The organism is Caldichromatium japonicum (assembly GCF_011290485.1).
Classification (GTDB): Bacteria; Pseudomonadota; Gammaproteobacteria; order Chromatiales; family Chromatiaceae; genus Thermochromatium; species Thermochromatium japonicum.
The window spans coordinates 984445-1005101 of sequence record NZ_CP048029.1 but is presented as its reverse complement, the minus strand read 5'-3'; the positions used below and the strand labels follow the sequence as shown (position 1 = coordinate 1005101).

The 20657-nt window shown below is 62.0% G+C and carries 24 protein-coding genes; 10 read left to right on the top strand and 14 right to left on the bottom strand.

What is annotated here, in order from left to right:
* The 10 genes from nusB to glyA all read right to left on the bottom strand — a co-directional run bounded on the left by nusB (nt 1) and on the right by glyA (nt 6567).
* Nucleotides 1-525, bottom strand: coding sequence for a transcription antitermination factor NusB (nusB, locus tag GWK36_RS04960; protein ID WP_166270205.1), 525 nt, complete (start codon nt 523-525; stop codon nt 1-3).
* Nucleotides 522-1004, bottom strand: coding sequence for a 6,7-dimethyl-8-ribityllumazine synthase (gene ribH / locus GWK36_RS04955; protein WP_166270204.1), 483 nt, complete (start codon nt 1002-1004; stop codon nt 522-524). Before ribH ends, nusB begins: the two co-directional genes overlap by 4 nt.
* 43 nt (nt 1005-1047) lie before the next feature.
* Entirely contained in the window at nt 1048-2172 is a 1125-nt protein-coding gene (gene ribBA, locus GWK36_RS04950) for a bifunctional 3,4-dihydroxy-2-butanone-4-phosphate synthase/GTP cyclohydrolase II (protein WP_166270203.1), read from the bottom strand.
* A gap of 37 nt (nt 2173-2209) precedes the next feature.
* On the bottom strand, nt 2210-2866 hold the full coding sequence (locus GWK36_RS04945) for a riboflavin synthase (protein ID WP_166270202.1): 657 nt from the start codon (nt 2864-2866) through the stop codon (nt 2210-2212).
* A gap of 32 nt (nt 2867-2898) precedes the next feature.
* On the bottom strand, nt 2899-3102 hold the full coding sequence (locus GWK36_RS04940; RefSeq protein WP_166270201.1) for a hypothetical protein: 204 nt from the start codon (nt 3100-3102) through the stop codon (nt 2899-2901).
* Nucleotides 3103-3287: 185 nt separating this feature from the next.
* A complete protein-coding gene (locus GWK36_RS16010; RefSeq protein WP_425482790.1) occupies nt 3288-3425 on the bottom strand; it encodes a response regulator transcription factor in 138 nt (45 codons plus the stop codon).
* Nucleotides 3426-3433: 8 nt separating this feature from the next.
* Nucleotides 3434-3577 (bottom strand): hypothetical protein, encoded by a 144-nt coding sequence (locus tag GWK36_RS04930; protein ID WP_166270200.1) that lies wholly within the window; start codon nt 3575-3577, stop codon nt 3434-3436.
* Nucleotides 3578-3592: 15 nt separating this feature from the next.
* A complete protein-coding gene (gene ribD, locus GWK36_RS04925; RefSeq protein ID WP_246237691.1) occupies nt 3593-4744 on the bottom strand; it encodes a bifunctional diaminohydroxyphosphoribosylaminopyrimidine deaminase/5-amino-6-(5-phosphoribosylamino)uracil reductase RibD in 1152 nt (383 codons plus the stop codon).
* Nucleotides 4731-5243, bottom strand: a complete 513-nt coding sequence (gene nrdR, locus GWK36_RS04920; protein WP_166270199.1) for a transcriptional regulator NrdR — start codon at nt 5241-5243, stop codon at nt 4731-4733. The genes ribD and nrdR overlap by 14 nt, the downstream gene beginning before the upstream one ends.
* 67 nt (nt 5244-5310) lie before the next feature.
* Nucleotides 5311-6567 carry a serine hydroxymethyltransferase gene (gene glyA / locus GWK36_RS04915; protein ID WP_166270198.1) on the bottom strand — a complete coding sequence of 419 codons (1257 nt, stop codon included), beginning with the start codon at nt 6565-6567 and terminating at the stop codon, nt 5311-5313.
* A 232-nt stretch (nt 6568-6799) separates the two neighbouring features.
* On the opposite strand from glyA, the gene GWK36_RS04910 reads away from it, so the two are divergent.
* Together GWK36_RS04910 and GWK36_RS04905 are read left to right on the top strand one after the other, a co-directional pair.
* Nucleotides 6800-7177, top strand: a complete 378-nt coding sequence (locus GWK36_RS04910) for a hypothetical protein (protein ID WP_210756862.1) — start codon at nt 6800-6802, stop codon at nt 7175-7177.
* Nucleotides 7178-7369: 192 nt separating this feature from the next.
* Complete coding sequence (locus GWK36_RS04905) at nt 7370-8263, top strand: alpha/beta fold hydrolase (protein WP_166270196.1); 894 nt, start codon at nt 7370-7372, stop codon at nt 8261-8263.
* 128 nt (nt 8264-8391) lie between these two features.
* Here the strand turns inward: GWK36_RS04905 and kdsB are convergent, their stop codons facing one another.
* From kdsB to GWK36_RS04890, 3 genes are all read right to left on the bottom strand, one after another.
* Nucleotides 8392-9168, bottom strand: coding sequence for a 3-deoxy-manno-octulosonate cytidylyltransferase (gene kdsB / locus GWK36_RS04900; RefSeq protein WP_166270195.1), 777 nt, complete (start codon nt 9166-9168; stop codon nt 8392-8394).
* A gap of 6 nt (nt 9169-9174) precedes the next feature.
* Nucleotides 9175-10188, bottom strand: coding sequence for a tetraacyldisaccharide 4'-kinase (lpxK, locus tag GWK36_RS04895; RefSeq protein ID WP_343033145.1), 1014 nt, complete (start codon nt 10186-10188; stop codon nt 9175-9177).
* 69 nt (nt 10189-10257) lie between these two features.
* Nucleotides 10258-11178 (bottom strand): LysR family transcriptional regulator, encoded by a 921-nt coding sequence (locus GWK36_RS04890; RefSeq protein WP_166270194.1) that lies wholly within the window; start codon nt 11176-11178, stop codon nt 10258-10260.
* Nucleotides 11179-11283: 105 nt separating this feature from the next.
* Between GWK36_RS04890 and metE the strand changes: the two genes are divergently transcribed.
* Nucleotides 11284-13575 carry a 5-methyltetrahydropteroyltriglutamate--homocysteine S-methyltransferase gene (gene metE / locus GWK36_RS04885; protein ID WP_166270193.1) on the top strand — a complete coding sequence of 764 codons (2292 nt, stop codon included), beginning with the start codon at nt 11284-11286 and terminating at the stop codon, nt 13573-13575.
* A 214-nt stretch (nt 13576-13789) separates the two neighbouring features.
* On the opposite strand, the gene GWK36_RS04880 is transcribed toward metE, so the two are convergent.
* On the bottom strand, nt 13790-14656 hold the full coding sequence (locus GWK36_RS04880) for an IS630 family transposase (RefSeq protein ID WP_246237794.1): 867 nt from the start codon (nt 14654-14656) through the stop codon (nt 13790-13792).
* Nucleotides 14657-14758: 102 nt separating this feature from the next.
* Between GWK36_RS04880 and GWK36_RS04875 the strand changes: the two genes are divergently transcribed.
* From GWK36_RS04875 to GWK36_RS04845, 7 genes are all read left to right on the top strand, one after another.
* Nucleotides 14759-14959: a hypothetical protein gene (locus GWK36_RS04875; protein ID WP_166268954.1), complete on the top strand. Its 201-nt coding sequence runs from the start codon at nt 14759-14761 to the stop codon at nt 14957-14959.
* A 99-nt stretch (nt 14960-15058) separates the two neighbouring features.
* Nucleotides 15059-15487, top strand: a complete 429-nt coding sequence (ndk, locus tag GWK36_RS04870; protein ID WP_166270192.1) for a nucleoside-diphosphate kinase — start codon at nt 15059-15061, stop codon at nt 15485-15487.
* Between the two features lie 15 nt (nt 15488-15502).
* On the top strand, nt 15503-16576 hold the full coding sequence (gene rlmN, locus GWK36_RS04865; protein ID WP_166270191.1) for a dual-specificity RNA methyltransferase RlmN: 1074 nt from the start codon (nt 15503-15505) through the stop codon (nt 16574-16576).
* A gap of 2 nt (nt 16577-16578) precedes the next feature.
* A complete protein-coding gene (gene pilW, locus GWK36_RS04860) occupies nt 16579-17367 on the top strand; it encodes a type IV pilus biogenesis/stability protein PilW (RefSeq protein WP_166272469.1) in 789 nt (262 codons plus the stop codon).
* 134 nt (nt 17368-17501) lie between these two features.
* On the top strand, nt 17502-18521 hold the full coding sequence (locus tag GWK36_RS04855; protein ID WP_166270190.1) for a RodZ domain-containing protein: 1020 nt from the start codon (nt 17502-17504) through the stop codon (nt 18519-18521).
* 192 nt (nt 18522-18713) lie between these two features.
* Nucleotides 18714-20018 carry a histidine--tRNA ligase gene (hisS, locus tag GWK36_RS04850; protein WP_166272467.1) on the top strand — a complete coding sequence of 435 codons (1305 nt, stop codon included), beginning with the start codon at nt 18714-18716 and terminating at the stop codon, nt 20016-20018.
* Between the two features lies 1 nt (nt 20019).
* Entirely contained in the window at nt 20020-20646 is a 627-nt protein-coding gene (locus tag GWK36_RS04845) for a YfgM family protein (protein ID WP_166270189.1), read from the top strand.
* Nucleotides 20647-20657: the final 11 nt, after the last annotated feature.

The window sequence follows — 20657 nt, the reverse complement described above, 5'->3', positions numbered from 1 at the left end:
TCAAATGGTCTCGTTCGCTGCCTGGTCTTTGTGGCGGGCGATCTTGTCGAGTACCCCATTGACATATTTATGACCATCATAGGCGCCGAGCAGCTTGGTCAGTTCGACAGCTTCGTTGATCGCCACCCGGTCGGGGATGTTATCGACAAACAGGATCTCATAGGCGCCAAGCCTCAGGATCGCCAATTCAACCGGATCGACCTGGCCGATCGGTCGATCCAGATAACGTTTGAGGTGGGCATCGATCTCCTGGAGATGGGCCGGTACCCCGCGCAAGAGTTCTTCAAGCAGTTTGAGATCAAAATTGAACCGCCCACCGTCCTTGAGTGCAGTCTCTTCCTCACCGGTCTCACTGAGTGAAGCGGCGATGGCATCGAGCCAATCGGGGTCATCGAGCAGATGACGCTGGATCGTCATCGGATCATCGCCGGTTAGGGACCACTGATACAGGGCCAGTGCGGCATAGCGCCGTGCTTGGCTGCGCGGGCCGACAAAATGCGGACGTTCACGTTCAGGCTTGCTCATGGCTCAACAGTCTTTAGCGCTTTAAACAGGCTGACCATCTCCAAGGCCGAGAGCGCCGCCTCGGCGCCCTTGTTGCCGGCCTTGGTGCCGGCGCGCTCGATCGCCTGCTCGATCGTATCTACGGTCAGGACCCCAAAGGCCACCGGCAGGCCGTATTTGAGACTGACTTGGGCAATGCCCTTGACACACTCACCGGCGACATATTCGAAATGGGGTGTCCCGCCGCGGATGACGGCGCCAAGGGCGATGATGGCATCAAAGCCACTTCGCGCGGCGAGCCGTTCGATGGTCACGGGCATCTCGAAAGCGCCAGGCACGCGCACGATGGTGAGATCATCAGGACGTGCACCGTGGCGCACCAGGGCATCAATCGCACCGCGTTCGAGGTGCTCGACGATAAAACCGTTCCAGCGCGAAACGACAAGACAAAAACGTGCGCCTTCGGCGTGCAGCTTGCCTTCAATGATGGGGATAGTCATGGGTTTTCGCGTGCCTCTTGCCAATCCTGGTTGATCTAGGTCGTTAAGACCGCTTCCCCGTATATTCCACGATCTCGAGATCAAACCCCGAGATGGCGTGCATCGCCTTGGGCGCGCTCATCACCCGCATCTTGCGCACCCCGAGGTCGGCGAGGATCTGGGCGCCGATGCCGAATGTCCGCAGCTCGCTGCGGTCCTTACGGACTGGGACCTGATCGTCGCTGTCATGGAACTGGAAGTCTTTGAGCCGCGCCAGCAGGTCATCGGGTCGGTCGCGGTTGCGCAGCACCACGATCACCCCCTCGCCTGCCTCAGCGATCTGGCGCATGACATCGCGCAGTGGCCAGCCACAGGCGTTATGGACCGTATCGAACAGATCACAGAGGGTGTTTTGCAGATGGACGCGGACCAAGGCGGGGCGTTCGGGGTCGATCTTGCCCAGGGTCAGGGCGAGATGGATCTCATGGTCGATGCTATCCCGATAGGCGATCAGATGAAAGGTTGCATAGGCCGTCGGTAGCTCACACTCGCACAGGCGCATCACCGCCTTCTCGGTGTGCATCCGATAATGGATCAGGTCGGCGATGGTCCCGATCTTAAGCCCATGGGTGCGGGCGAAGACCTCGAGGTCCGGACGGCGCGCCATGCTGCCGTCCTCATTCAGGATCTCGACGATCACCGCAGCAGGGGTAAAGCCGGCTAAGCGCGCCAGGTCGCAGCCGGCCTCGGTATGACCTGCGCGCACCAAGACCCCGCCCGGTTGGGCCATGAGGGGAAAGACATGACCGGGTTGCACCAGATCGCGTGGGCCGGCATTGGGTGCGACCGCGGTGCGGATGGTGGTCGCGCGGTCGGCCGCCGAGATCCCCGTCGTCACCCCACGCGCTGCCTCGATCGAGACGGTGAAGGCCGTCCCATGATTGCCGCGATTGTCGCTCACCATCAAGGGCAGACGCAGCCGCTCGCAATGCTCCTTGGTCAGGGTCAGGCAGATCAGACCCCGCCCATATTTGGACATGAAATTGATCGCCTCGGGGGTGACACAATCGGCGGCCATGAGCAGGTCGCCCTCGTTCTCGCGGTCCTCATCGTCCATGATGATCACCATCTTACCGGCGCGCAGGTCTTCGATGATCTCCTCGATGCTATTTAAACCTGTACTGCTCATGGTTCCCCTTTGATCTGCTCGGTGCTCCATGCACACCTTACATAAACCCATGTCTTGCCAAAAATGCTTGGGTCAGCCCCTCTGCCTGGGGGTCTGCGGCCTGTTCGCCGAGTAGCAGGCGCTCGAGATAGCGGGCGATCAGATCGACCTCGATGTTGACCTGGGTGCCCGGGCGATAGTCGCCGATGATGGTTTCATCAAGGGTATGGGGGACGATATTGACCGCAAAGACCGAGCCCTCGACCGCATTGACGGTGAGGCTAACCCCATCAACCGCGATCGAACCCTTGCGGGCAATATAGCGGGCAAGCTCGGCTGGGGCCTGGATGCGCAGACGCACGGAGCGAGCATCGGCCTGGCGTTCTATGACCTTCCCCACCCCATCGACATGACCGCTGACCAGATGGCCGCCCAAAGGGGTCGAAAGGGTCAGGGCCTTTTCGAGGTTGACGCGCGAGGCAAAATTCAGATCGCGCAAAGTGGTCAGGTTCAGGGTCTCGCGCGAGACATCAGCGCTAAAACCGCCCTCTGTCAGCGAGACAACCGTAAGGCAGACCCCATTGACCGCGATGCTGTCCCCTAGCTGGACGGCAGCGAGTGTGAGCTTGCCGGCATCGATGAACAGACGCAGATCCCCACCTCGGGGTTCTAGACGCTGGACCCGGCCAACGGATTGGATAATACCTGTGAACATCGACTTATTGATCCGAAACCAATGAACTTGTATTACGCGGCATCATGGAGCTTGGGATGCTGGAAGTAGCGCATGATGCGTTGGGGGGAATTGAGAAGGCGGCGCAGGTGGCTGACGGTCGCCTTCTTCAGATCGCCCTTGGCGCGGGAGGGCGCCTGCGCGGTGATGGTGGCCTTGAGCATCTCGTTGGGGTTCAGTGCCGGGCTGCAGGATAGCTCACTCAATTTCAAAAGCATGTGTTTCTTAATCAAGAATGGATATGGTCTGGTGCAATCTTTTGCGTCTATGCAGACAGTTGCGGATATGAAACCTGAAGGTGGTCGGTAAAAAAGCCTTGACCACATAGCTTGTCACATCGGTGGCGATGGCATCCTGCACCCTGTTCAACACCCTCTTAGTGACCATGGGTACGGAAGACGCTTCAGCCCTGCATCGGCGCGTAAGGCCTGCAACACCTCGGCCCTGTCATCCCCGGCATGTTCCAATCGCAGATCAGAAGATCGACTGGATGCTGGGCGAGATGTTCGAGCGCCTCGCGCCCGCTGCTCGCCTCAGCGATCAGGGTGATCAGAGCTCGCGCACGACGGCGGCGATCAGCTTGCGCATGCCCACCCAGTCATCGCCGATCAGGATCCAGGTCGCCGCCATCTGCCGCAGATGGGTCTGCACGGGATTGGGCGGCGAAGACGAGGCATCGCGCTTTTTGATCATCCGCTCACCTAGGGCTCACAGGATCGGACGGGCGCGAATACGCAGATCTGCGCTGACCTGTCTGACCTCGAGGATCTCTAAGGCCACGCGCTCGGCCATGGTGTCGATCCCAGGCAGATCGAAGAGTCCCCGCGCCGCCTGACCCATGAGACAAGGGGCCTGATAGAGCAGGATCTCATCGACCAGACCCGCACATACTGCCGCCCCTGAGAGGGTCGCGCCGGCCTCCAGCATGACCTCGTTGACCCCGCGTCGCGCAAGTTCCTCCATTAGAGCGATGAGGTCCACCCGCCCCGCGCGCTCGGGTAGTTGGATCAGCTCAGCACCCGCGGCCTTGAGCGCCGCCGCGCTTGGTCCTTTAGGCCCGATGCCGGCAATCAGGACCTGACCTGGCAGGTTCAGCAGACGGGCACCTGGGGGGGTGCGCCAATAGCTATCGACCACCACCCGCAGCGGCTGGCGCACGGGCTCATCGGTCTCTAGGCCGAGCTCGGTTGCGCTCAGCCGGACATTGAGCCTGGGATCGTCACCGAGGACGGTCCCCACCCCGGTCACGATGGCCGAGCTTGCGGCCCGCCAACGCTGGACGTCGCGTCTGGATGACGCGCTGCTGATCCAGCGGCTCTCGCCGGTCGCCAAGGCGGTGCGCCCATCGAGGCTGGCTGCCAGCTTACAGCGCACATAGGGACGCCCTTGGGTATGGCGTTTGATAAAACCCGGATTGAGCGCGCGCGCCTCGGTCTCAAGACAACCGACCTCGACCGCGATCCCCGCCTGTCGCAGTTCGGCGATGCCCCGGCCGGCAACGCGCGGGTCGGGGTCGATCATGGCGCAGACCACGCGCCCCACCTGCGCGGCGATCAGGGCCTGGGTACAAGGTGGGGTGCGTCCATGATGGGCGCAGGGCTCTAGGGTGACATAGGCCGTAGCGCCGCGCGCCTGCTCACCCGCAGCGGCCAGGGCAAGGATCTCGGCATGCGGCCCGCCCGCCCGCTGGTGCCAACCCTCGCCCACGATCATGCCTTCGCGCACTAGGACACAGCCGACACGCGGATTGGGGTCAGTGGTATAGCGCCCGCGTTCGGCAAGGCGGATGGCGCGCGCCATATACAGGCGAGCGCGTGCCGAATCCGGCAAACAATCAGGCGATCCGCTAGCGGTCGTCATCTGGCTTGACCCTCTCGAACAGATCGAGCTGCGGCGCCGATTTGCGCAGCTGGCGCTCGAGACGCTCGATCTCCTCGCGAAATGCCGCCACGTCCTCAAAGTGACGATACACCGAGGCAAAGCGCACATAGGCGACCTGATCGAGCTGTCGCAGCTCATCCATTACCAGTTCGCCGATCCACAGCGATGGCACCTCGTCCTCGCCGCGCTCGATGACCTGACGCTGGATGCGTGCGAGCGCCTGATCGACTTGCTCGGTGCTCACCGGACGCTTCTCCAAGGCGCGCATCATGCCCGAGCGCACTTTGTTGAGCTCGAAGAGGACGCGGCTGCCATCGCGTTTGATGACCCGCGGGAGATTGAGCTCGACCGTCTCATAGGTGGTAAACCGCTCGCTGCAGACCTCACACTTACGCCGCCGGCGTACCTGATCCCCCTCACCTGCCAACCGCGAGTCGGTGACCTTGGTATCCGGGGCACCGCAGAATGGACAGCGCATGGCCTCCTCCCCGAAGGATCACAAGCGGGCCTGAAACCGCGGTGTCTAGACCTCCACTCGTCCGCTCTTAGCGCTGATAGACAGGAAAGCGCCGGCACAGCTCAAGGACCTGCCCCTTGACCTCGGCGATGACAGCACCATCGCCGCGGGCATCGATGATGTCGCATATCCAGTGGGCGAGTCGGCGCGACTCCTCAAGACCGAAGCCGCGGGTGGAGATGGCTGGGGTGCCGATGCGAATCCCGCTGGTCACGAACGGCGACTGGGGGTCATTGGGCACCGCGTTCTTGTTGACCGTGATATTGGCTGCGCCCAACCAGGCATCGACTTCCTTGCCGGTCAGGCCCTGGGGGATAAAGCTCACCAAGAATAGGTGATCGTCAGTCCCTCCTGAAACCACCTCATAACCCCGCGCCATAAAGACCTCAGCCATCGCCCGCGCATTGGCGATCACCTGGGCCTGATAGGTCCGAAACTCAGGCTCCATCGCCTCCTTGAAGGCCACCGCCTTAGCGGCGATCACATGCATCAAGGGCCCGCCCTGGGTCCCGGGAAAGACCAAGGCATTGAGGCGCTTCTCGATCTCCGGGTTGGCGCGTGCGAGGATCAACCCCCCTCGCGGCCCGCGCAGGGTCTTGTGGGTGGTGGTGGTGGTGACATCGGCGATCGGCACTGGATTGGGATACAGACCTGCCGCCACTAGCCCCGCGACATGGGCCATATCGACCAGGAGATAGGCACCCACCGCATCGGCAATGGCGCGAAATCGCTGCCAATCGACGATCCGCGAATAGGCCGAGAATCCGGCGACGATCAGCCGCGGGCGGTGCTCATGCGCCAGGCGCTCGACCTCCTCATAATCGATCTCGCCGGTCTGGGGGTTGAGCCCATACTGGACGGCGCGATAGAGCCTGCCCGAGAAATTGGGCTTGGCGCCGTGCGTCAGGTGTCCGCCGTGCGCCAGGCTCATGCCGAGGATGGGGTCGCCCGGTTCGCATAAGGCCATATAGACCGCGGCATTGGCCTGAGAGCCCGAATGCGGCTGGACATTGGCATAATCGGCCGCAAAAAGCTGCTTGGCGCGCTCAATAGCGAACTGTTCGACGACATCGACATGCTCGCAGCCACCGTAATAGCGCTTGCCCGGATAGCCCTCGGCATATTTATTGGTGAGGACGCTACCCTGTGCCTGCATGACGCGCGGGCTGGTATAGTTCTCCGAGGCGATGAGTTCGATATGCTCCTCCTGACGGCGCTCCTCGTCCTGGATGGCCGCCCAGACCTCGGGGTCATAGTCGCTGAGTGTGCGTGTCAGATCGAACATGATGTTTGCTTGCATGACCGAAAAGTAGCTTAGTATAACGGCCTTTGACGGCGTCGTCGTCATCTCTTCGTCAAACCGCCGTGTTAAATCAAATCGCCGTGTTAAATTTAAATGCGATTCAATTCATTGGGGAACCCGCATGACAAAAACACACAGGTCGCTAAGGCACCCACAGCTTGCCGCGCTTGGACTCGTTGTACTCGCCGGCTGTTCCAGCATGCAGACGACACCCATGATGCCGACCTATCCTGCCAAGATCGGGCGCGGCGGGGTCTCGCTGGAGGTCGATGATCGCTGCCGCCAAGAGGCCTATCAGGCCACCGAGCGAGCCAAACAAGAGAACGTCAACAAGGAGGTCGCCTTCACCGCCATCGGCGCCATCGCGGGCGCAGTGATCGGCAACCAGGCCCGCGTCTCTGGCCCCCCAAGGCCGCCGGCAGCACCTGGCGGTCCCCCCGGGCGACCGAGGTCGCATGACCTTGCTGGACCCGGCGCCCTCGCAGGGGCAGCCACGGGCGCTGCGCTCAGCCAAGGGGCTACGCAAGACCTGCAACAGGTCTATGACATGTATTACAACAACTGCATTGCCCGCGCTCAGGCCTATCGTTGATCCCTGAAGGGTGCGCACTGCGCACCCTGCCGGCAACCATCTTTTAAAGACCTGTGCATATCGATGAGCCGCCTCGGTCAGTCCCGCCTAAGCGGGGATCCAGCGCATGGATGGTTCAGCATTTTGCGTCAGGGTGACGAGGCAGGTTAAGGGGTCTTGATTTAGGGCAACCTCTCGCTGAAAAGGGCCTTTATGCTGAAGCACAGCATCCCCCCGTCCCCCCCAGCCGGCGATCCCCAAAGCCGCTTCATCGAGATCAACGGCATCCGTATCCATTACCGGCGCCTAGGCACGGGCGGGCCCCTGATCCTGCTGATCCACGGAAGCTTCCTGAACCTCGACTCCTGGTCAGAGGTCATGGGGCCGCTCGCCGAGCTGGGGACGGTGGTGGCCTTCGACCGCCCGGGATTCGGTGCCAGCGATCGTCCCCTGCCCGGACCTGGACGATCCGGCATGGCGCTCTATAGCGCCGAGGCACAAGCAAGGCTGGTGGCCGAGCTTATCCCTGAGCTGGGGTTTAAACGCGCACTGCTCGTCGGCAATTCGACCGGCGGGACGCTCGCCCTGCTCACCGCGCTCGCCCAGCCCGAGCGGGTCTCGGGCCTGGTCCTGATCGATGCCATGGTCTATAGCGGCTATGCGACCAGCGAGGTGCCGGCGGCGGTGCGTGGATTCATGGCGGCCATCAAGCCGGTCTTCAGCTGGCTCATGGGGGTTTTGATCGACCGGCTGTTTGCCAAGGCGATGCGCCGGTTCTGGTATCGCCCAGAGCGGTTGAGCGATGAACGGATCGCGCAACTCAAGTCCGAGTTCATGCAGGGGGCCTGGCGGGAGGCCTTTTTCGAGCTCTTCTTGGCAACGCGTAAGCTCGCTCTCGATCAACGCCTGCCCGATCTGCGCCTCCCTACCTTGGTCATCACTGGCGAGCACGACCGCGCAGTCAAACCCGAGGAGAGCCTGCGCCTGGCCCAGGCGATCGCCGGGGCAAAGCTTTGCGTTATCCCCGAGTCCGGACACCTGCCGCATGAGGAGCAACCCACGGCGGTGCTTGCGGCCATCCGCGATTTCATCTCCCGACTTGCCTAGCCACCCCTAGACTTGCCTAACCACCCCTAGAGAAGCACTGAGTCATACGCAGCAACATATCCGGCACCTCCGTATCTCACTGAGTTTTCTGGATTCTGGCCTTTGCCGGAATGACAGTCACGGGTTTTTCAGAGCTTCCCTAGCTCCAGCCACACCTCAGCCCTTCTGAGATCATCCGGTGTATCGACCCCAGGCCCGGGGAGGGCGCGGGCGTAGCCGACCTGGATCGGCAGGCCATGCCAGAGCGCCCGCAGTTGTTCGAGCGACTCGGCAAGCTCGAGCGGCGCAGGCGCGAGTGCGACAAAGCGCCGCAAAAAACCTACCCGATAGGCATATAGCCCCAGATGCCCCCAAAACCCGAACCCCGGCGATAGCTCGACGGCTGCGGTCTCGCCAAACCCCTCGCGATGCCAGGGGATCGGCGCGCGCGAAAAATAGAGTGCCCGGCCATGGATATCGGCGACGACCTTGACCCGATGCGGATCGAAGAGGGCGGCGCGCTCGGTCAGGGGATAGGCCAGGGTCGCCATGCCGACCCCAGGCCGGCTGGCGAGTTCCTCGGCGACCTGATCGATCAGTTCAGGCGGCATACAGGGCTCATCCCCCTGGAGGTTAACGATCAAAGTCTCATCGTCGAGACCGCGGCGCGCGCACACCTCGGCGATGCGGTCGGTACCGCTGCGATGATTAGGGTCGGTGAGCTCGGCCACTACCCCTAGCTCAGCGCACAGTGACATGATCCTTTGGTCATCGGTCGCAACCAGGATCTCCTCGGCCCGGCTCTGACGGGCGCGATCGATCACATGGGCGAGCAGGGGTCTGCCGGCGACCGGCAGCAGGGGTTTGCCCGGCAGCCGGGTCGAGCCGAAGCGGGTGGGGATGATGACCTTAAACGTGACGGACATGGGTTTTTACCTGTGCAATAGAGCCCGCAACTGGGCGAGAAGCCCCTGTTCGCAATCAGGATCAAGGACCGCATTCACCGGTAGCGCCCACCAGTCAGGGTGGGCAAAAGGGCGGCACTTGACGGCGTCCTTCTCGGTCATGATCACCGGCAGGCCCTGCCAGCGCCGCCCATCTGCCGCAGAAAAGGGGTAATGATCCGGATAAGGCCAGGATTCGATGATCATCCCCGCCGCGGTCAATTGGGCGAAAAAGGCCTCTGGGTTGCCGATCCCTGCGACCGCCCGCACCCGTCGCCCGCGCAAGGCAGATAGATCAGAGCGCCTTATCGGGTCGAGCAGATTGATCAGCTCGCCGGCCTCAAGCCGCATCCGACAGTCCGGACCCGTCCCGCCCTTATAGATCACCCAGTCGATGTCCTTGAGTCGCTCAGGGGGTTCGCGCAAGGGGCCCGCGGGCAGACAGCGCCCGTTGCCGAGACCCCGTTTGCCATCGATCAGGGCGATCTCGAGATCGCGCCCAAGCCGATAGTGCTGGAGGCCATCGTCGCTCACCAAGACATCGCCATCGCCGAGTTGGAGCGCCAGCCAGGCGGCGGCGACGCGATCCGGACCGGCAACGACCAAACAGCCCGAGCGCTGCGCCAACAAGACTGGCTCATCGCCGAACTCGAAGGGGTCGGAGTCGGGTCCGACCACCTGCGGCCAGTCTCGGGCGCGCCCGCCATAGCCGCGGGCAATGATGACGGGCCTTACGCCAAGCGCCTTTAGGCGTTCGACGATCCACAAGACCAAGGGCGTCTTACCCGTACCCCCGACTGTGAGATTGCCGACCACGATCACCGGCACCGGCAGGCGCTGCACCTCAAACCAGCCCCGCCGATAGGCGAACCGCCGCAGTCGCGCGATTGCCGTATATCCCCAACTCAGGGGCATCAGAGGCCAGATGAGCGGATGGCGTCCGTACCAGAGTCCATCGACCAGGCGCATCGGCTGGGTCTTCCCTGGGGCGTCTTCACCCACCCTTCACCCCCAGTTGGAGGGTGCGTAATGCACACCCTCCATCCCTGTTTGACGCAACCTTGCCGCAGATCAAGGGGATCGCTCTAGACAGGGTACGACATCGGGCAGGATGCTCGATGCGGTCTGGGCTGCGGTCTCGATAAAGGCCGAGACATAGGCGGGTGGATCGGCGCGGGTAGAGGCATACAGGGTTGACCACAGGCCATGCGTGCCTAGGGGACGGGCCGCGATCTTGCCCGAGGCCACAGCCTGCACCAGCACCCAGCTCGGCAGGGCCGCTACCCCCCTGCGGCTCCTGACCAGCTCGATGAGCATCAACGAGAGCTCGGCGGTGCGGATGGCAGCGGGTTCGACTCGCGCCGGCAGCAAAAAGGCGCGCATGACATCCAGGCGCAAGGGGCTCACCGGATAGGTCAGCAGAGTCTCGGTGGCAAGATCCTGGGGGGAGATGAACGGACGGCAGGCCAGTGGATGATCAGGGGACATCGCCAGCAGGATCTCGAAACGAAACAAGGGGACAAAGCGCAGATCCTCTCCCTCGCTGGGGTCAGAGGTGATCACCAGATCTGCATCCCCTGCCACCAGCCGCTTGATGGCAGCAAAGCTTAGGCCCAGGTCCAGTTCGACCTCCGGCCAGGCCGGGCGATAGGCATCCATGGCGGGCAGCAGCCAGTCGAAACAGCTATGGCACTCGAGCACGATCAACAGCCGACCGGCCTGACCCACGGCCAGATGCCTGAGGTCAGACTCGGCGCGCTCCACCCGCGGCAAGACCTCCTCGGCCAAGCGCAATAGGCGCTCGCCCGCGGCGGTCAAGCGCAGGGGTCGGGTCTTGCGCTCGAAGAGCACCTGTCCCACCAAATCTTCGAGGCCCTTGAGCTGATGCGATAGCGCTGACTGGGTGAGATGCAGCCGCTGCCCCGCCTGGGTCAGCGAGCCGGTCTCGGACAGGGTCGAGATCAGGCGCAGGTGACGCAGCTCAATCGACATGAAGGCGATTCATGAAAGGATGCAAAAACAGCGATTTACAACATCAAGGATGGCCATCAACAATGCCGCAAGTCAAACTTTGTCAAACACAACAGAGTCACCGCCATGACCATTGCACATATCCTAGGCTTTCCGCGCATCGGCGCCCAGCGCGAGCTCAAATGGGCCCTCGAGTCCTACTGGAGGGGCAAGAGCGAGCGCGAAGGCCTCCTTGAGACGGCGCGGGCGCTCAGGGAGCGCCATTGGCGGCTTCAGCAGGCGGCAGGTCTCGATCAGGTGCCGGTTGGCGATTTTTCGCTCTATGATCAGGTGCTCGATCACAGCGCCCTCTTCGGCACGGTCCCGCCCCGATTCGCCCATCCCCAAGGGGCTGAGGTCGATCTGGATACCTATTTTCGGATGGCGCGCGGGCGTGCACCGACCGGCAAACCCGCCGCTGCCTGCGAGCTGACCAAGTGGTTCGATACCAACTATCACTATCTGGTCCCCGAGTTTCATCGCGATCAGTCCTTTGCCCTCAGCAGCCAAACCCTATTTGCCCAGGTCGAGGAGGCCAAGGCGCTGGGCCTAAATCCCCGCCCAGTGCTGATCGGGCCCCTGACCTATCTATGGCTGGGCAAGACCAAGGGCAAACCATTCGATCGGCTAGAGCTCTTGGATGACCTGCTTGCGGTCTATGCCGAGGTCCTCAAGCGCCTGCGCGCGCAAGGGGTCGAATGGGTGCAGATGGACGAGCCGATCCTGGTATTGGACCTGCCCAACGACTGGCGGCGTGCCTTTGAGCTCGCCTACCCGCAGCTTGCCGGCGATCGCCCTAGGCTCCTGCTGACCACCTATTTCGGCGAGCTCGCGGATAACCTGCAACTGGCCTGTCACCTGCCGGTTGAGGGTCTGCATATCGATGCAGTGCGCGCGCCGCAGCAGCTCGAGCGCGTGGCCGATTGGCTGGGGGGGCACAAGGTCCTCTCTGCCGGCATCATCGATGGACGCAACCTCTGGCGCACCGATCTCGAATCGCTCCTCGATCGGCTCGAACCCTTATATGATCGCTTGGGCAAGCGCCTGTGGCTGGGGAGCTCCTGTTCGTTGCTCCATGTCCCCGTAGATCTTGCCCCAGAGAGCGATCTCGATCCGGAGCTGCGCAGTTGGCTTGCCTTCGCGGTGCAAAAGCTCTCCGAGCTCAATATACTCAAGCGCGCCCTGACCGAGGGGCGGTCGGCGGTGGCCGAGGCATTGGGATCAAGCCGTACGACCGTTGCAACGCGCCGCAACTCAGCGCGCACCCGCCGCGCCGAGATTCGGGCTGCGATGTCTGCGGTCACTGAGTCCATGAGCCGGCGTCAAAGCCCCTATTCTCAGCGCGCGGCCTTGCAACAGGCAGCGCTTGGGCTGCCCCTCCTGCCGACCACCACCATCGGCTCATTCCCCCAGACGCCCGAGATCCGCGCCGCCCGCCATGCCTTAAAGACAGGCGCCTTGAGCTCCGAGGCATACCAAGGGCAGATGCGAGCGAAGATCAAAGAGGTTGTCGAACGCCAAGAGGCGCTCGGGCTCGATGTCTTGGTCCACGGCGAACCCGAGCGCAGCGACATGGTCGAATATTTCGCAGAGCTGCTAGAGGGCTTTGCCGTCACCCGCAATGGCTGGGTCCAGAGCTATGGCTCGCGCTGTGTCAAGCCGCCGATCCTCTTCGGCGATGTCGCCCGCCGCGGGTCGATGACGGTCGATTGGATCACCTATGCCCAGTCGCTGACGCAAAGACCCATGAAAGGGATGTTGACTGGGCCGGTCACCATGTTGCAATGGTCGTTCGTGCGCGATGATCAACCGCGTTCCGCGACCTGTCTGCAGCTCGCCCTGGCGCTGCGCGACGAGGTGTTGGAGCTCGAGCGCGCGGGGATTCGGGTGATCCAGATCGATGAACCCGCATTCCGCGAGGGGTTGCCCTTAAGACGCGCCGACTGGGACGGGTATCTCGATTGGGCGGTACGCTGTTTTCGGATTGCGAGCAGCGGGGTCGAGGATCAGACCCAGATCCACACCCACATGTGTTATTCGGAGTTCAACGACATCCTGCCCGCGATCGCCGCGCTCGATGCCGATGTCATCACTATCGAGACCGCGCGTTCAAACATGGAGCTTCTGGATGGATTTGCCGAGTTCAATTATCCAAACGCCATCGGCCCTGGGGTCTATGACATCCACTCGCCCAATGTCCCCGAGGTAGAGCAGATGGTTGAGCTCCTCAAAAAGGCTGCAGAGCGCATCCCCCCCGAGCGCCTCTGGGTCAACCCTGACTGTGGGCTCAAGACCCGCCAGTGGCCCGAGGTCGAGCCCGCGCTGCGCAACCTAGTGACCGCAGCACAAAGGTTACGCGCCGCGTTAAGGAAACACTGAAAAAGTTCCCTATCTGGGTTCCGGCGTTCGTCATCCTGGCGAAGGCCGGAACGGAATCCAGAAACCTCAGTGAGATGCGAAGGCTGCAGGTGGGGGCCGCGAACCCATCAGCGTTTACTTAGAGCGATCCTGCAGCGCAACCACGCCTCATTGCAGCAGGACATCCGTTACATCCGTTTGAACCTTTTATTGATCCGAAGCCAATGAACTTATATTACGCGGCATCATGGAGCTTGGGATGCTGGAAGTAGCGCATGATGCGTTGGGGGGAATTGAGAAGGCGGCGCAGGTGGCTGACGGTCGCCTTCTTCAGATCGTCCTTGGTGCGGGAGGGCGCCTGCGCGGTGATGGTGGCTTTGAGCATCTCGTTGGGGTTCAGTGCTGGACTGTAGGGGGGGAGGGAGGAGGCCTCGATTTGATTGGCGCATGCAGCCAGCCAGGCCTTGACCGGCTTGGTGTGATGCACGCGCAGGTTGTCGAGGATGAGGAAGATCTTCTTGCCCCTGGCGTCCTTGACGAGCCGCTTCATGAAGTCGATCAGGATGTCGGCGTTCATCGCCCCCGCGAACGCCTTCCAAGGCACCTTGCCGCGGTTGGTCAGCGTCGAGATCACCGACAGGCCTTCGCGACGGTGCGTGACGCGAATCTCGGGCGTCTTGATCGCCGGCGCATAAGAGCGCCCGCGCACCTCGTCCGAGCGCAGCCCCGTTTCATCGCCCCAGTGGATTTCGGCGCCCTCGGCCTTGGCGCGCCGGGCAATGTCCGGGTAGGTCTCCTCAAGCCATGTCTTGCCCGCCGGCGGGCTTTGCTCATAGGCGCGCCGAATCGGTTTCTGGGGCGTCAATCCCCAGCGCGCCATGTACTTGCCCTCCCCCTGCGGCCTGAGCTCGATGCCAAAACAGCCGAGGATCAACTGCCGCACCGCCTGCCGGCTCCACAGCGCAAACGGCAGCTTCAGCTCATCCGGTGTCCCGTCGCACATGAGCTTGCGTATCTGGGCGTCCTGCTCCGCCAACAGCGCCCGCTTCTCACCCACCTTTCCTTGAGCCCTTGGGCCCCTTCGCGCCCATAGCCTTTGCAGATGTCGAACACCCCTGCGCCCAACAATCCCCTCTGCGCGCCTATCGCTTCATACCTCCAGCCACGCCGCCGCTCTTCGCGTGCCGCAAACGACAGCAATCTCATGTCTCGTCTTTCCATGCCCACGACATCAGGACAGCTCACTCAATTTCAAAAGCATGTGTTTCTTATCAATAAATTCGTCAGTGAACACTCAAACCGTACGCTGGCGCTGGCAGTGGGGGTATTCAGCTTTTACCCTAGCTTTCATGCGATTGCCCTGCCCTGGCGCCATTGCCCCAACCAGCGCTGGGCGTTAAACTGATGAAATCGATCACCCAATACCGGCTGGGTCCTTGTCCCCAGTTGCCCCTTTTCATTCTCCGATCAGCGATTTCAATGATCTTTTCAGCAAGGAGCCCGCATGGCCATTGAACGCACCCTATCCATCATCAAGCCCAATGCCGTGGCGAAAAACGTCATCGGCCAGATCCTGAGCCGATTCGAGACGGCGGACCTCAGGATCGTCGCGGCGCGCATGCTACATATGAGCCGCGAACAGGCCAGCGCCTTCTATGCCGTCCATCAGGGCAAGCCCTTTTTCGATGAGCTCGTCGAGTTCATGAGCTCTGGGCCAGTCTTGGTAACGGTCCTCGAGGGCGAGGATGCGGTGGCCAAGAACCGCGAGATCATGGGCGCCACCAATCCGGCCAACGCGGCGCCGGGCACTATCCGCGCCGATTTCGCAGACTCGCTCACCGAAAACGCCGTGCATGGCTCGGACTCGTCCGAGACCGCAGCGGTCGAGATCGCTTTTTTCTTCCCCGAGGGCGTCTGCCCGCGTACCCGCTGAGGATCTTCCCGGGTCATGAGCGCCACTGCCGTCGCACCCAACCTGCTCGACCTCGACCTCCCTGGCTATGAATCCTTGGCCGTTGGTCTGGGGAGCAAGCCATTTCATGGGCGCAATCTCTTCAAATGGGTGCACAAACACGGGGTGCTCGACCTTGAGGCCATGACCGATCTGCCCAAGTCATTGCGTGCGGCCCTGGCCGAAACGGTCGAGCTGCGCCTACCGCAGATCGTCGAGGAGCACCAGGCCCCGGATGGCACGATCAAATGGGCCCTTGAGCTCGCCGATGGTCAGCGCATCGAGACCGTCGCCATCCCCGAGGGGCGGCGGCTGACGCTGTGCGTCTCATCGCAGGTGGGCTGTGCGCTGAACTGTGCCTTTTGCGCCACCGCTCGCCAGGGTTTTAACCGCAATCTGCAGGTATCTGAGATCATCGGCCAGGTCTGGCAAGCGGTCCGGCGCCTGGGACGGGTGCCGAGCAATGCGGTCATGATGGGGATGGGCGAGCCGCTCGCCAATTTCGATGCCGCAGTCAAGGCGATGGCGATCATGCAGGATGACCTCGCCTATATGCTCTCCAAACATCGGGTGACCTTAAGCACCTCTGGCCTGGTGCCGCAGATCTACCGCCTGCGCGAGGTCAGCGATGTCTCGCTTGCCGTCTCGTTGCACGCCCCGAACGATGAGCTGCGCGATCTTCTGGTCCCGATCAACCGTAAATATCCCTTGGCTGAGCTCATCCCCGCCTGCAGGCACTATGTCGCGGGTGATCCCAGGCGCAAGGTGACCTGGGAATATGTCGTGCTCGATGGGGTCAACGACAGCCTCGCCCATGCCAAGCAGCTCATCCGGCTGTTGGAGGGGGTGCCGTCCAAGGTCAATCTGATCCCGTTTAATCCTTTTACCGACAGCGACTTTCGTACCTCGCCGCCCGAGCGGATCGGAGCATTCCAAGAGCGTCTGATGCGCTCGGGGATTAGGACGTTGATCCGCAAGACCCGCGGCGACGAGGTTTCGGCAGCCTGCGGTCAATTGGTGGGACGGGTCGCCGACCGGACGGGGCGGATGACAGCAAATTTTGCGCTGTGACGATGAAAGGGCCTTCATCCATCCTGCCTCTGCTTGCGGCGACCAGCTTAAGCCTGTCATTGGCTGCTTGCAGCAGCAAGACAGCACTCAAGGGTGTAGACGATACCCTGGGGCTGACGCCGAAAGACAGTCCTGCCGAGCTGTATGTCGAGCTGGCCAAGGAATATTATCGGCTCGGTAAAAACGAGCTGGCGCTCAGACATGCCGAGCAGGCCGTTGAGACGGATGAACGCTATCCGCCGGCGCATGTCTGGCTCGCCTTTTTATTTGAGCAGTTGCGGCAAACCGGCAAAGCGGCTGAGCATTATCAGCGCGCCCTTGAGCTGGGGCCCAATAACCCAGATGTGCTGAATGCCTATGGGTCCTTTCTCTGCAACCAGCGCCGCTTTGCCGAGGCTGACAGCTATTTCCTCAAGGCCGCCGACAATCCGGTCTATGCGACCCCTTGGATCGCCTTGAGCAATGCCGGCAACTGTGCCCTCGAGTCGGGGGATACGACCAAGGCCGAGACCCATTATCGTGCCGCGCTTCAGGCCAGCCCAACCTATGGTTATCCGCTCGTTAAATTGGCCGAGCTGGCGATGAGACGGGGCGATGCCAAGGCTGCGAAAGATTATATCGATCGCTATTTCAACCCCCAGACGATGCGCACCCCAGCCGCCTCTCAGATCGCCTTACGGGTGGGGATCGAGGCAGAACGTACCCTGGGCAACCGCAAACAGGCGGCCTTCTATCAGAAGGCCTTGGTTGAAAACTTCCCCAATGCCGTAACCTCGCAGAGGACACCTTGACCTAGTGTCTATCCTGGGTCCCCTCATGCTGTGCGTTGTCTTTAGAAGCCGCGGGCGCGCTAGGCGGGCTGAATCCATGAGTATCTACGCAAACAGCGACTACTGATCACGTCATGACTCCTTTGATGAAATCCATGCCTGTAGAGGACACCGCCCGGTTCGAGACCCATGAGACACCGGGACGCCAATTGCGGGCATTGCGTGAAGTGCGCAAACTCGATATCGACCGGGTAGCGGCCCAACTCCATCTCCATCGCCAGGTCGTCGAGCTGATTGAAGGCGATCAATACGACCGTCTGCCAGCACCGGTCTTCGTGATCGGCTATATCAAAAACTATGCGCGTCTGTTGGGGGTTGACCCAACCCCCATGATAGCCGCCTATCGCGCCTTGGTCCCTCCCTCTGAGCCCACCCTGATTCAACCGGCATCCGAGGGGCGTTCAACCAAGCATCCAGACATGTCCATATACTGGGTTTGGGCAGTTGTCCTCCTGTTCGCAGGGTTTGCGGCGGGAGGCGGGGTCTTATGGCTGCGCGGACAAGGCAATCAGTCGCATGCATTTTCTTGGCAGACTGCCCAGCAGACCTCATCGGCCGCGGCGCCGCAGGCCCCAGCCGCTGAGCAAGCAGCACCGGTCATCCCCGCTCCGCCAGAGACTATCCCTTTGCGCGAGCTAACGCGCACCGCTACGACCAATCCTACTCCGCTCACCCTGCCTGAACCCATCCCTCAGGCTCAGGTCGTGACCGCTGTCAGCCCGGCACCATCCCCTACTGTTGTGCCAGAGACCGATAATGAAGACGAGGCCGATGTACCCGCGGCAACGCTACCGGCTCAGCATACCGCCCCTCAATCACCTGCCCAAGACTCCGCAGGCGGGTCCGAACTCGTGTTCGAGTTTACGGGGACCTCCTGGCTCGACGTGCGCGGTGCTGATGGCAAATCCATCCTGAGCGGTAAGATGCAGGCTGGCGATCGGCGGGTGGTCCAGGGTAAACCACCCTATAAAATCGTCGTCGGCAACGCCTCGGTCACCCAGCTCAAGGTCGGCGGCCAGCCCTATGACCTCAAGGCAAATGCCCGCGGCAATGTCGCCCGTTTTTCTCTCGATCCGTTGCAACCCACATCTACCCAAAGCATCGGGCGGCCCTAAATCTAGGACCAGGGTCAATCAATCCCCGGTTGAGGCCAAGGGTTCTATGATCGGCAGGCCTTGCCATCTATGCCGCCTACCGAACAGGATGGATGGGCGAGCCGGGCTTCGCCCGAGCTGGATGGTGCCGCCTTGCTGTCATACCGCCCGCTACATACGACCGACAGGTCTAACGCCATTGCACAAGCGATGATGACGCAATCCATTCAGGCGATCCGGGGGATGCACGACATCCTGCCGGATCGCGTCGGCCTATGGCAGTATATCGAAGACACTGCGCGCGCCGTGCTTACGGCCTATGGCTATCAGGAGATCCGCACGCCGCTGGTAGAGGTCACCGAGCTCTTCAACCGTTCGATCGGCGAAGTGACCGACATCGTCGAAAAGGAGATGTATAGCTTTCTCGACCGGCATGGCGACTCGCTTAGCCTGCGCCCCGAGGGGACGGCCGGATGCGTGCGTGCGGCCATCGAGCATGGTCTGATCCAGCAGCCGCAGCGTCTATGGTACCGAGGCCCCATGTTCAGATACGAGCGTCCACAGCGCGGGCGCTACCGGCAGTTCCATCAGATCGGGGTCGAGGTCTTTGGCCTTTTGGGTCCTGACATCGATATCGAGATGATCCTGCTCACCGCCCGCCTGTGGCGCAGTCTGGGCCTGGGTGAGCTACGCCTGGAGCTTAATACCCTGGGGGACAATACAGAGCGCCAGGTCTATCGCGCGCGTCTGGTCGAGTATCTTAGGCCCTATGCTGACCGTCTCGATCCCGACAGCCGGCGCCGGCTTGAGACCAATCCGCTGCGTATCCTGGACAGCAAAGACCCCGGCACCCAGGAGATCCTGGTGGGGGCCCCCAGGCTGCTCGATGTCTTGGGGGCAGAGAGCCGCGCCCATTTCGAAACGCTGTGCGCTGGTCTTGATGCACTTGCCATCGCCTATCGTATCAATCCGCGCTTGGTGCGGGGGCTCGATTATTACAATCGCACGGTCTTTGAGTGGATCACCGAGCAACTGGGTGCCCAGGGTACGGTCTGCGCCGGCGGGCGCTATGATGGTCTCATCGCCCAGCTTGGCGGGCGCCCAACGCCGGCGATCGGTTTTGCGCTCGGGATCGAGCGGCTAGTCGAGCTTCTAGGACAAGGGAATCGCAGTGCCCATCCAGCCGTCGATGCCTATCTGGTCGCGCTCGGCGAAAGGGCAGACATCGAGTCGCTACGCCTGGCCGAGCGGCTGCGCGACAGGCTGCCGGGGCTGCGGCTGCTGGTCAATTGCGGAGGGGGGAGCTTTAAGGCCCAGTTCAAGCGAGCCGATAAGAGCGGCGCGCGTTTTGCTTTGGTCCTGGGTGAGGCCGAGCTCGAGCGCGGGCTGATCGGCATCAAGGACCTGCGCGCCCCTGAGGATCAGCGCGACCTCGATTTCGAAACCCTGGTCGCTGTGCTCGCAGACGAGCTTTCAGTCAATGTCGTCATGCCGGCAAGTGCCGGAATGGGAGCCTAGCGTGCAATACGAAACCGACGAGGAACGGCTTGAGGCCATCAAGCGCTGGTGGAAAGACAACGGGACCGCCATCATCGCTGGCGCCCTGATTGGTCTAGGTCTCATCTGGGGCTGGCGGCTATGGATTGGCCATCAGCAACAGACCGCAACTCAGGCATCGGTCCTCTTTGAACAGCTCATACTCGCGGCCTCGGACAAACAGACCGAGGCGGTGCTGAAACATAGCGCCGCGCTTGCCGATGCGTTCGGATCGACAGCCTATCCAGCGCTCGGGGCCCTAGTCGCCGCCAAGGTGCTGTATGAGGCTGGGCAGGTCTCTGAGGCGATGAACCAATTACAGCGGGCGATCGATCAGGCGCCAGACCCGGCAATCGCCCGGCTCGCAGCCTTGCGCCTGGCACGCATCCAGTTTGCAGAAAACCAGGTCGAGGCGGCGGCAAAGACAATCGAACGTTACGATACTAGCCCCGCCTTTGCGGCTGATTTTGCAGCGGTGCGCGGTGACATCGCGCTGACGCGCGGCGATCGTGCCGCAGCCGAATCCGCCTATCAGCGGGCGATCGAGCTCGGCAGTCCGCTGGCAATGCTGATCCGTCTCAAACTCGATAGCCTCCTACCTCAAAATTGAGAGATGCGGAG